The sequence below is a fragment of the Duganella sp. P38 genome (assembly GCF_050859475.1).
Taxonomy (GTDB): domain Bacteria; phylum Pseudomonadota; class Gammaproteobacteria; order Burkholderiales; family Burkholderiaceae_D; genus Rugamonas.
In genome coordinates, this window is record NZ_CP193936.1 from 4052994 (window position 1) to 4063905 (window position 10912).

A 10912-nucleotide genomic window follows, 5' to 3' on the forward strand; every position below is an offset into this window, starting at 1 on the left:
TTTTGCTGGAGCGTGACAGGCCCTAGCCCACCATCAGCTTGACGGATTTGAGGTTGACGCTGTCCGGTCCGGCGTGGATGGTGAAGCTGCCCGGCTCCACCACCCGCTGCATCTCGGTGTTGAAGAACCACAGGTCGGACGGCTTGATGTCGAAGCTGAGCGTGCGCTTCTCGCCCGGCTTCAGCGTCACGCGCTTGAACGCCTTCAGTTCCAGCACCGGGCGGGTGACCGAGCTGATGTCGTCGCGGATATAAATCTGCACCACTTCGTCGCCCAGCCGCTTGCCGGTGTTGCTTACATCCACGTCCACCCTGGTCGATTCGCCGACCGCGATCTTGGCTTTCGCCAGGCGCGGCTGGGAAATCTCGAACGTGGTGTAGCTCAAGCCAAAGCCGAACGGGTACAGCGGCTTGGTCGAACCGTCGATATAACCACGTCGCGCCGACGGCTTGTGGTTGTAGAACACCGGCAGTTGGCCGACGCTGCGCGCAATCGACACCGGCAGCTTGCCGCCCGGGTTGGCGCGGCCGAACAGCAGGTCGGCCGCCGCGTTGCCGGTTTCCTGGCCCATGTACCAGCCTTCGATGATGGCGTCGGCCTTCTCCGCCAGCAAGTTGATCGACAGCGGACGGCCGTTCAGCAGGAACACCACGGTCGGTTTGCCCAGCGCGAAAATGGCGCGCGCCAGGTCGTTCTGCTGGCCCATCAGGTCCAGCGTTTCGCGGTCGCCCAGGTGGTTGTCGGCCCACGCCTCGCGGCTGGTCTGCTCGTTGTCGCCCAGGACCATGACGATGGTGTCGGCCGACTTGGCCGCTTCCACCGCGTCGGCAATCAGCCTGGCGTTCACCGCCGGATCGGTAAACTTGATTTCGTCCTTGCCCCAGATGCGGCTTTCGGTAATCCGCACGCCTTCCGAATACGCCAGCGTAAAGCCCTGCGCCCTGGCCTCCGCCTGCAAGCCTTCGTGGATCGACACCACGTGGCGCGGAATGTCCGAGTAGCCGCCGATCGGCGTGTCCTTTGCGTGGGTGCCGATCAACAGCAGCTTGCCGACCTTTTTGCCGTCCAGCGGCAGCAGGCCCTTGTCGTTCTTCAGCAGCACCGGCGTGCGGGTGGCGGCCAGGCGGGCCAGCGCGATGGCTTCCTTGTTGGCGGTCAGGCCATCGGCGGCCTTCGCGTCCACATACGGATTCTCGAACATGCCGGCTTCGAATTTCATCTTCAGCACGCGGCGCACCACCACATCGATCTCGGCTTCGCTGATGCGGCCTTCTTTCACCAGCTGGCCCAGTTCGCGGAAGGCCTTGCCGTCCGGCGTTTCGATATCGACGCCGGCCTTGAAGGCGCGGTAGGCGGCTTCCTTGTCGGAGTCCACCAGCTTGTGGCGCGAAATCAGCTCGGTCACGCCCATGTAATCGGACACGGTGATGCCCTTGAAGCCCCACTCCTCGCGCAGGATCTTGTGCAGCAGCCAGTGGCTGGCGTGCGACGGAATGCCGCCGATCTCGTTATACGACGGCATGACCGCGCCGACATTGGACTCCTTGATGGCGCGCTCGAACGGCGGGAAGAACTCTTCGCGCAGCGTGCGTTCGGTCACTTCCGCCGGGCCGATGTTGGTGCCGCTCTCCGGCTGGCCGTGGCCCGTCATGTGCTTCAGCGTGACGAACACCTTGTCCTTGGCCAGCCGGGGGTCGGTGCCGGCGAAGCCCAGCACCGCCGCCTTGCCAATCTCGCCGCAGACATAGGGATCTTCGCCGAAGGTTTCCTCGATGCGGCCCCAGCGCGGATCGCGCGCCACGTCCACCACCGGCGCCAGCGCCAGCTGGGAGCCGCGCGCGCGCATCTCGCGCGCCGCCACGCTGAAGATTTTGGTCGTCAGCTCGGTGTCGAAGGAGGACGCGATGCCGATCGCCTGCGGGAAGCAGGTCGCGTCTCTCGCCGCAAAGCCGTGCAGCGCTTCCTCGTGCATGAACATCGGAATGCCCAGGCGGGTCTGCTCCATCGACCACTTCTGCGCGGCGTTGACGTAGTTGGCCGTTTCCAGCGCCGTGCGGTTGCGCACCTGTCCATCGTCGCCGGCGGCGCCGGCACCCTGGCCAAGGCGGCGGTCCGACGGCCGCGTCACCATGCCAAGCCCGTGCGGGTACTCCTGCTGCGCCTTGGCGGCGACAAACTCGCCTTGCTCATCCTGGATCTTGACCTTGCCCAGCCAGACGCTGCGCAGTTGCATGATCTTCTCTTCCAGCGTCATGCGGCCGATCAGGTCATCGACGCGCTTATCGGCCGGCAGCGAAGCGTCCTTGTACGGCAGCTTGGCCGGCGCGGCCAGCGCCGGTAACACGGTGATGCCGGCCAGGCCGGTCATGGAGGTGAGGAACTGCCTGCGGTGATTGGTCATGCATTTGTCTCCGGTAGTTTTTTATATTTTGATTTATCGTTTGCCTGCGCGGGTGCTGACGTCCACCCATACCGCCAAGGTCAGAATTGCTCCTTTGACGATCATCTGCCAGTACGTATCCACGTCCAGCATCGACATGCCGTTGTCCAGCGACGCCATCACCAGCGCGCCGACCAGCGCGCCGTGCACGGTGCCGGAGCCGCCACGCATCGAGGTGCCGCCGATGAAGCAGGCCGCGATCGCATCCAGCTCGCCCGAGGTGCCGGCCGATGGCGAACCCGCCGCCAGGCGCGCGGTGTTGACGATGCCGGCCAGTGCGCACATCAGGCCCATGATGCCGAAGATCCACAGCTTGATCGACTTAACGTTGATGCCGGACAGGCGGGTCGCCTCCATGTTCGAGCCGACCGAGTACACGCGGCGGCCGAACACCGTCTGCGTGGTCACGTAGCTGAACACCGCCAGCAGCGCCAGCAGCAGCAGCACCGGCAGCGGAATCCCCTCGTACGAATTGAAGGTGATGACGAAGGCGGCCAGCACCACGCCCAGCAAGGCCAGCTTGGCGGCGTCGCGCCACATCGGCGCCACTTCCAGCGCGTGGGCGGCGCGGCCGCGGCGGCGTTGCAGCACCAGGTAAATCCCGACCGCGAACAGCACGAAGCCGAGCGCAATGCCCAGCGTCGGCGACAGGTAAGCCTGGCCGATGTAGACCATATCGTCCGACACCGGCGCAATGGTGGTGCCGCCGGTGACGCCCAGCACAATGCCGCGATACGCCAGCATGCCGCCAAGGCCGACAATGAACGACGGGATGCCCAGGTAGGCAGTCAGGTAGCCGTTGAACAGGCCAATCAGCAGGCCGACCACCAGCACGGCGATCAGCGTGACCGGCAGCGGCAGGTGGTGCGTCACATCCAGCACCGCCGCGATCCCGCCCAGCAGCCCAAGCAGGGAGCCGACCGACAGGTCGATCTCGCCGGCGATGATCACCAGCGACATGCCGCAGGCGACAATGCCGGTAATGGCCATCTGGCGCATCAGGTTCGACAGGTTGCGCGGCGTGAGGAAGCCGCCTTCGGTGTGGTAGCTGAAGAAGGCCCAGATCAGCGCCACCGCGATCAGCAGCGCGAGCATTTTGTACTGCGTGAACAGCTGTTTGATATTGTTACTCTTCATGGATCATCCTGAATTCAATGCGCATCGAGCGCCGCCGCCAGCACGGTTTCCTGGCTAAGATTGTCGTTGACGAAATCGCCGCGCAGCTTGCCCTCGCCGATCACCAGCACGCGGTCCGAGGTGCCCAGCACCTCGGCCAGTTCCGACGACACCATGATGATCGACACGCCCTGCCTGGCCAGGTCGAACATCAGCTGATAGATCTCGAACTTGGCGCCGACATCGACGCCGCGCGTCGGCTCGTCCAGGATCAGGATCTTCGGTTTGGTCAGCAGCATCTTGGACAGCACGGCCTTTTGCTGGTTGCCGCCCGACAGGCCGGTAATCGGCAGGAAGGGACTGGAGGTCTTCAGCTTGACGCTCTGGATCTCCTTGCGGATGGTGGCCAGTTCGGCATCCTGGTCGACGCGGGTGGCGCGCGAGAAGTCCTTCAGCACTGCCAGCGTCATGTTATGGCCGACGCCGAGATCGGGCACGATGCCGTGGTGCTTGCGGTCTTCCGGCACCATCGCCAGGCCGTTGCGGATCGCCTTGACCGGCGTGCTGGTATCGAGCTTTTGCCCGTTCAACCATACTTCGGCCTCGCTCGGGCCGGGATAGGCGCCGAAGATGGCCGACACCAGCTCCGTGCGGCCCGCCCCAACCAGGCCGGCGATGCCGAGGATTTCCCCCTGCCGCAGCTGGAAAGAGATATTGTCGACGCGCTTGCGTTCCGGATTATCGGCGTCGTAGCAGGTGACATTGCGGGCTTCGAAAATTACCTCGCCGGGCGTGTGTTCGCGCTGCGGATACAGCTGCGTCATTTCGCGGCCCACCATCTGCGCAATGATGCGGTCGATATTCATCTCGCTCATCGGCGTGGTGGCGATATGCTGGCCGTCGCGGATGGTGACGATGGTGTCGCAAATCGCCGCCACCTCATCGAGCTTGTGCGAGATGTAGACGCAGGTGACGCCCTTGGCTTTGAGCGAATGGATAATATCCAGCAGCACCTTGATTTCGGCCGCCGTCAGCGATGACGACGGCTCGTCGAGAATCAGCAGGCGCGCGTTCTTGTTCAGCGCCTTGGCGATTTCGATCAGCTGCTGGTGGCCGCCGCCGTACTGCTTCACCGGCAGCACCACGTTCACATCGTTGATGTTCAATTCCTTGAGCAGCTGCTCGGCGCGGCGGTTCATCGCCGCGTAGTCCATGCGGCCGCCCGGCAGCGTGATCTCGTTACCGAGGAAGATATTCTCGGCCACCGACAACTCCGGCACCAGCATCAGTTCCTGGTGGATGATGACGATGCCGGCCGCCTCGGTTTCGCGGATCGACTGCGCGCGCAGCGGCTGGCCGTCCCACAGGATTTCGCCGTCCCAGGTGCCGTGCGGGTACACGGCGGACAGCACTTTCATCAGGGTGGATTTGCCGGCGCCGTTCTCGCCGCACAGGCCAGCGCACTCGCCGGCCTTGAGCTTGATGTCGATACCGTTCAACGCGCGCACACCGCCAAATTCCTTGACGATGTTGCGCATCTCCAGAAGATATTCAGCCATGCTGACTCCTTATTTGGCGGTCAGCTGGGCCTTGGTATAGAAACCGTCCGTTGCCAGCACATCGACGTTGGCCTTGGTCAGCGCGATTGGCGCCAGCAGCAAGGTGTTCACGTTCTTCATGCCGTTGTTGTAGGTCGAGTTGTAGGCCGGCGCTTCGTTGCGCACCAGTTTCACCGACAGCCGCGCCGCTTCGGTGGCGATCACCTTCAGCGGTTTGTAGACCGTCATGGCCTGGGTGCCGGCGATAACGCGCTTGACGGCCGCCAGATCGGCATCCTGGCCGGAGACCGGGACCTTGCCTGCCAGCTTTTGCGCGGCCAGCGCCTGGATCGCACCGCCGGCGGTGGCGTCGTTCGAGGCCACGACTGCGTCGATCTTGTTGCCGTTGGCGGTCAGCGCGTTTTCCACGATGGCCAGCGCTTCGGAGGCGCTCCAGTCCTTCACCCACTGCTTGCCGACGACTTTGATGTCGCCCTTGTCGATCAGCGGTTGCAGCACCTTCAGCTGGCCTTCGCGCAGGATCTTGGCGTTGTTGTCGGTGGGCGCGCCGCCCAGCAGGTAGTAGTTACCCTTTGGCTTGAGCGCCACCAGCGTGCTGGCTTGCAGCTCGCCGACCTTGGCGTTGTCGAAGGAGATGTAGGCGTCGATGTCGGCGTTGAGGATCAGGCGGTCGTAGGACACGACCTTGATCTTGGCTTTCTTCGCCTCGCGCACGGCGTTGTTCAGCACCGTGGCGTTGTAGGGAACGATGACCAGCACGTCCACGCCGCGCGAGATCAGGTTTTCGATCTGCGCGATCTGGCGCTGTTCGCTGGCGTCGGCCGACTGGACGTAGACTTTCGCGCCGAGCTTCTCCGCTTCTGCGGTGAAGTAGTCGCGGTCGCGCGCCCAGCGTTCCAGGCGCAGGTCGTCGATCGAGAAGCCGATCTTCGGGTTCTTGGCGTCCGCCAGGGCGCTGCCGGCGCCAAGGCCATCATCGCGCCGATGACGGCGCTCAGTACAATCTTCTTCATCTCTATCGTCTCCTTATTTTAGTCGTCACCGTCATTCCCGCGAAGGCGGGAATCCATGCCGGCTGGGATTCACATCCGCAGTATGGATTCCCGCCTGCGCGGGAATGACGAGGGGGTTAGTGGTTATGACGCGCCGGCGTCTGCCCCACATTCCGATACTCCAGCGCCAGCTCCATGCAGGCCCCGGTTTCCATCTGTCCCACGGTCGAGCGATACAGCTGCTGCCATGGGGTCTGGCTGGCCGGCACCGGCGGAATGCCTTCTGCCTTGCGCTTGGCCAGCTCTTCATCGCTGATCAGCATATTGCAGCTGCCTTCGTTCAGGTCCACGCGCACCGTGTCGCCGGTGCGGATATAAGCCAGGCCGCCGCCCACCGCGCTCTCCGGCGACGCATTCAGAATCGACGGGCTGTCCGACGTGCCGGACTGGCGGCCATCGCCCAGCGTCGGCAGCCAGTTGACGCCGCGCTTGATCAAGGCATCTGGCGGTTGCATGTTGACGACTTCCGCCGAACCTGGCCAGCCGATCGGGCCCGCGCCGCGGATCACCAGAATGCAGTTCTCGTCGATGTTCAGCGCCGGATCGTTGATGCGGTCGTGGTAATCGCCCGAACCATCGAACACGATGGCGCGCGATTCGAAGACGTTTTCCTGTCCCGGCGTGCTCAGATAACGCTGGCGGAATTCCGGCGAAATCACGCTGGTCTTCATGATGGCGAAATCGAACAGATTGCCCTTCAGGACAAAGAAGCCGGCATCTTCCTTCAACGGCGCGTCGAACGGATAGATTACCTCGCGGTCATTGGTCTCGCGGCCGACGAGGTTCTGCTTCATGGTGTTACCGGTAACAGTAAGGCGCTCGGAGCGCAGCTTGCCCTGCTGTTCCAGTTCCCACATCACGGCCGGCACGCCGCCGGCGCGGTGGAAGCGCTCGCCGAGGAATTTACCGGACGGCTGCATATTCAGCAGCAGCGGCACCTTGTGGCCATACTCCATCCAGTCGCTCGACTTCAGCTCAACGCCGGCGTGGCGCGCCATGGCGACGATGTGCTGCTGCGCGTTGGTCGAACCGCCGATGGCGGCATTGACCACGATCGCATCCAGGAACGCATCACGGCTCAGGATCTGCGACGGACGCAGGTCCTGCTTCGCCATTTCGACGATGCGCTTGCCGGTTTCGTAGGCCATCTGGCCACGCTCGCGGTACGGCGCCGGTATGGCCGAGCAGCCGGTCAGCGACATGCCCAGCGCTTCGGCAATCGCATTCATGGTCGACGCGGTGCCCATGGTGTTGCAGTGGCCCGCCGACGGCGCCGAAGCGGCGGCGATTTCGAGGAACTTCTCGTTATCGATTTTGCCGGCGGCCAGCTGCTTGCGGCCCTTCCAGATGGCGGCGCCGGAGCCAACCAGCTCACCATCGAGCCAGCCGTCCAGCATCGGGCCGCCGGACAGCACGATGGCGGGAATGTCGATGGTGGCGGCGGCCATCAGCTGCGACGGCGTGGTTTTGTCGCAGCCGGTGGTCAGCACCACGGCGTCGATCGGGTAGCCATGCAGGATCTCGACCAGGCCCATATACGCCAGGTTGCGGTCGATGGCGGCGGTCGGGCGGCGGCAGTTTTCGAAGATCGGGTGCAGCGGGAATTCCATCGCAATGCCGCCGGCGTCGCGGATGCCGTCGCGCACGCGCTTGGCCAGTTCCAGGTGGATGCGGTTGCACGGGCTAAGATCGCTGCCCGATTGCGCAATGCCGATGATGGGACGGCCGGAACGCAGTTCTTCCGGCGTGATCCCGTAGTTCATGAAGCGCTCAAGATACAGCGCGGTCATATCGATGTGGTCCGGATTATCGAACCAGTCCTGCGAGCGGTAGCGGCGTGGTTGGGTGCTCATAGAGTGCCTATTCTGGTAAGTACAGATGTTGCAGTTGTCCCGGCGAGGCGACGCGGAAGCTGAAAATGCCTCCGGCCAGCGGCTCCCGGCTCAATTCTTCGGCCGACAGTCCCTTGCGGGCCGTGGTCACGAACACGGTGCGCAAATCCTCGCCGCCGAAAGTGACCTTGGTGATATTCGAACACGGCATGGGGATGGTGTCCAGCAGTTCGCCGGCCGGCGAGTAGCGCTCGATGCGGGCGCCCGCGAACAGGCCCACCCACAGCGCGCCATCGGCATCGACCGCCGTGCCGTCCGGATAACCGCTGCCGGCGATCCTGACGAACACGCGCTTGTTGGACAGATTGCCCTCTTCGTCCAGGTCAAACGCGTAAATGGTTTTTTCCAGCGTGTCGGTATGGTAGAAGGTGCGGCCGTCCGGGCTGACGCACGGACCGTTGGTGATGACGTAGCCGCCATCCTTGTGCTGCAAGCCGGCGGCGCCGAGGCGGAACAGCGAACCGCTGGGCGCCACCTCGGCGTTGTCCATTGAGCCGAACCACAGCGCGCCGTGGCGGTCGACATAGCCGTCATTGAGGCGGTTGCCCGGAATGTCGGCTTCCAGCTGCTGGATGGTGGTCAGTTCGCCGGTCTCGAACGAAAAACGGTCGACGCGGCCCGGCAGGCCGATGGCGAAATCGCCGCCGTGGATCGGCAGCGCAAAGCCCACTTCCTCCGGCACCGTCCAGCTTTGACGGCGGCCGCCGTCCTCGGCGCAGCGGTGTATCGCGCGCTGCTTGATGTCGACAAAATACAGCGCCTTGTCTTCGGGGTGCCATACCGGGCCTTCCGCCAGCGTGGCGGCGAGAGGCCAGATGCATTCAGGCTGGTAGACGCTCATGCGCCATACCATCCGGCGTCGACAAAGTAGTCGCGGCCGGAGCAGCGGCGCCCGTTGTCGGAGGAAAGGAACAGCGCCATGGCGGCGATGTCCTCGATTTCCACCGGTTGCGGCAGCACTTGCGCGTCCAGGATCGCCTGGCCGGCTTCGGGCGAATGCCACAGCGCCTTCTGGCGCTCGGTCATCACCGAACCCGGAATCACGGTGTTGACGCGGATGCCGTCCTTGCCCAGGTCGCGCGCCAGGCCACGGGTCAGGCCTTCGATGGCGGCTTTGGCGGTCATGTACAGCGTCAGGTTCGGCAGCGCCAGGTGCCACGAGATCGAGCCGAAGTTCAGGATCACGCCGCCGCCGGCCTTCTTCATGCCCGGCGCCACGGCCTGCGCGCAGAAGAACTGGTGGCGCAGGTTGACGGCCAGGCTGTTGTCCCAGTACTGGCCGGTGACCTCGTGCACTTCGTGGCGGTTGTCGTTGGCGGCGTTGTTGATCAGGACTTCGATCGCGCCGTGATCCCGTTCGATCTGCGCGATCACCTTGGCCAGCGCATCCAGATTGGTCAGGTCGCAGTGGAAGAACACCGGCGCATGCCTGGCGTCTTTCAGGCGCTCGGCCAGCGCGCGCGACGCGTCTTCAACGATATCGATGAAGAACACTTGCGCGCCCTGCTTGACGAAGGCATCCACGATGCCGGCGCCAATGCCGGAGCCGCCGCCGGTGATCAGAACCCGCTTACCTGCCAGGTCCGGGTAGGTAGCGAAGACCAAAGGTTTCCCCATTTATTCTCTCCAGAGATTTGTTTTTTAGTTGAGCAGGCCGCGCTGGGCCAGATTGCGGTACAGCGCGCGCACGCCGAAGGTCCATGGCGTGACAGCGTCGCTGCGATAAACGTGATTCACCAGCATGCCCAGCGACGGGCTGGCGATGCTGACGCGGTCACCCAGCTTGTGGGTGAAGCCGGCGCCCGGCGCGCCACGGTCTTTAATCGGCGAGAACATTGTGCCGAGGAAGAGCATGAAACCGTCCGGATACTGGTGATGGGCGCCGCTGGTTTGCGACACCAGGTCCAGCGGGTCGCGGCTGATTTCGCGCATGCGGCTCTCGCCATCGAGGCGGAAGCCGTCTTCGGCGCCTTCGATCACCAGGCGCAGTTCCGCGTTGCGCACGGTGTCGATGGTAAAGCGCTCGTCGAACAGGCGGATGAAGGGACCGATGCCGCAGGAGGCGTTATTGTCCTTGGCTTTCCCCAGCAGCAGCGCGCTGCGGCCTTCGATGTCGCGCAGGTTGACGTCGTTGCCCAGCGTGGCGCCGACCGCTTGCGCGCGGCTGTTCACGGCCAGCACGACTTCCGGCTCCGGGTTGTTCCATTTCGATTCAGGGTGCAGGCCGACGTCCGCGCCGAAACCGACCGCCGACATCGGCTGCGATTTCGAGAACACTTCGGCGTATGGGCCGATGCCCACTTCCATGTATTGCGACCAGGCGCCGCGCGCGATGAATTGCTGTTTCAGCTTTTCCGCCTCGGGCGAGCCAGGCTTGATGGCCGACAGGTCGGCGCCGATATCCTTCAGCAGCGTGGCGCGCAGCTCGTCGGCCTTGGCCGGATTGCCGCCGGCTTGTTCCTCGATCACGCGTTCCAGCAGGCTGACGGCGAAAGTCACGCCGCAGGCCTTGATGGCTTGCAGGTCGTTTGGCGCCAGCAGGCGTGCCGGCGCGTTGTCGTCACCGGCCAGCGCGGCGTCGATCAGCGCTTCCACGCGGCCCAGCGATTCGCCTTGCGCGGCCTTGGCGAAAGCCACCACGTCTTCGCGGTCCAGCAGATCGGATACGGTTGGCACCTTGGCGGTGATGTCGAACACTTCGCCGTTGCGCACCACGACCACGCTCGGGCCGTTGATGTCGCCGCCGCGCCATACGCGGCCAACCAGCAGCGCGTCCGGCAGGTCGGCAGGAAGGTGCGCCGACGCCGGCGCGTGTTTCAGGGTGTTCTTCACGGTGTCTCCTCGTTAATGGCT

7 protein-coding genes and 1 pseudogene are annotated in these 10912 nt (G+C 64.1%); all 8 read right to left on the reverse strand.

The genetic code is table 11. The features are described 5' to 3' along the window. Positions 1–22 precede the first annotated feature (22 nt). The 8 genes and pseudogenes from ACRQ5J_RS18800 to ACRQ5J_RS18835 all read right to left on the reverse strand — a co-directional run bounded on the left by ACRQ5J_RS18800 (position 23) and on the right by ACRQ5J_RS18835 (position 10891). Positions 23–2401 (reverse strand): glycoside hydrolase family 3 N-terminal domain-containing protein, encoded by a 2379-nt coding sequence (locus ACRQ5J_RS18800; RefSeq protein WP_432378828.1) that lies wholly within the window; start codon positions 2399–2401, stop codon positions 23–25. Positions 2402–2434: 33 nt separating this feature from the next. Beyond that, positions 2435–3577 carry a sugar ABC transporter permease gene (locus tag ACRQ5J_RS18805; RefSeq protein ID WP_432378830.1) on the reverse strand — a complete coding sequence of 381 codons (1143 nt, stop codon included), beginning with the start codon at positions 3575–3577 and terminating at the stop codon, positions 2435–2437. A gap of 14 nt (positions 3578–3591) precedes the next feature. Further along, the gene (xylG, locus tag ACRQ5J_RS18810; RefSeq protein WP_432378832.1) at positions 3592–5115 is read right to left on the reverse strand and encodes a D-xylose ABC transporter ATP-binding protein; all 1524 of its coding nucleotides are present in this window, start codon (positions 5113–5115) and stop codon (positions 3592–3594) included. Positions 5116–5124: 9 nt separating this feature from the next. Continuing rightward, positions 5125–6048, reverse strand: a pseudogene (gene xylF, locus ACRQ5J_RS18815) (D-xylose ABC transporter substrate-binding protein); the annotation flags it as partial. Positions 6049–6244: 196 nt separating this feature from the next. Continuing rightward, complete coding sequence (locus tag ACRQ5J_RS18820; protein ID WP_432378834.1) at positions 6245–8020, reverse strand: IlvD/Edd family dehydratase; 1776 nt, start codon at positions 8018–8020, stop codon at positions 6245–6247. A 7-nt stretch (positions 8021–8027) separates the two neighbouring features. Further along, positions 8028–8900: an SMP-30/gluconolactonase/LRE family protein gene (locus tag ACRQ5J_RS18825; protein WP_432378836.1), complete on the reverse strand. Its 873-nt coding sequence runs from the start codon at positions 8898–8900 to the stop codon at positions 8028–8030. Further along, the gene (locus ACRQ5J_RS18830) at positions 8897–9676 is read right to left on the reverse strand and encodes an SDR family NAD(P)-dependent oxidoreductase (RefSeq protein ID WP_432378838.1); all 780 of its coding nucleotides are present in this window, start codon (positions 9674–9676) and stop codon (positions 8897–8899) included. Before ACRQ5J_RS18830 ends, ACRQ5J_RS18825 begins: the two co-directional genes overlap by 4 nt. Before the next feature lie 24 nt (positions 9677–9700). Further along, positions 9701–10891 (reverse strand): fumarylacetoacetate hydrolase family protein, encoded by a 1191-nt coding sequence (locus ACRQ5J_RS18835; protein WP_432378840.1) that lies wholly within the window; start codon positions 10889–10891, stop codon positions 9701–9703. Positions 10892–10912: the final 21 nt, after the last annotated feature.

What these genes read in the sequence shown, in the direction of transcription:
- ACRQ5J_RS18820 (WP_432378834.1), bottom strand. Translation starts at nt 8,020, where the DNA reads ATGAGCACCCAACCACGCCGCTACCGCTCGCAGGACTGGTTCGATAAT.
- ACRQ5J_RS18805 (WP_432378830.1), bottom strand. Translation starts at nt 3,577, where the DNA reads ATGAAGAGTAACAATATCAAACAGCTGTTCACGCAGTACAAAATGCTC.
- ACRQ5J_RS18830 (WP_432378838.1), bottom strand. Translation starts at nt 9,676, where the DNA reads ATGGGGAAACCTTTGGTCTTCGCTACCTACCCGGACCTGGCAGGTAAG.
- ACRQ5J_RS18800 (WP_432378828.1), bottom strand. Translation starts at nt 2,401, where the DNA reads ATGACCAATCACCGCAGGCAGTTCCTCACCTCCATGACCGGCCTGGCC.
- ACRQ5J_RS18825 (WP_432378836.1), bottom strand. Translation starts at nt 8,900, where the DNA reads ATGAGCGTCTACCAGCCTGAATGCATCTGGCCTCTCGCCGCCACGCTG.
- xylG (WP_432378832.1), bottom strand. Translation starts at nt 5,115, where the DNA reads ATGGCTGAATATCTTCTGGAGATGCGCAACATCGTCAAGGAATTTGGC.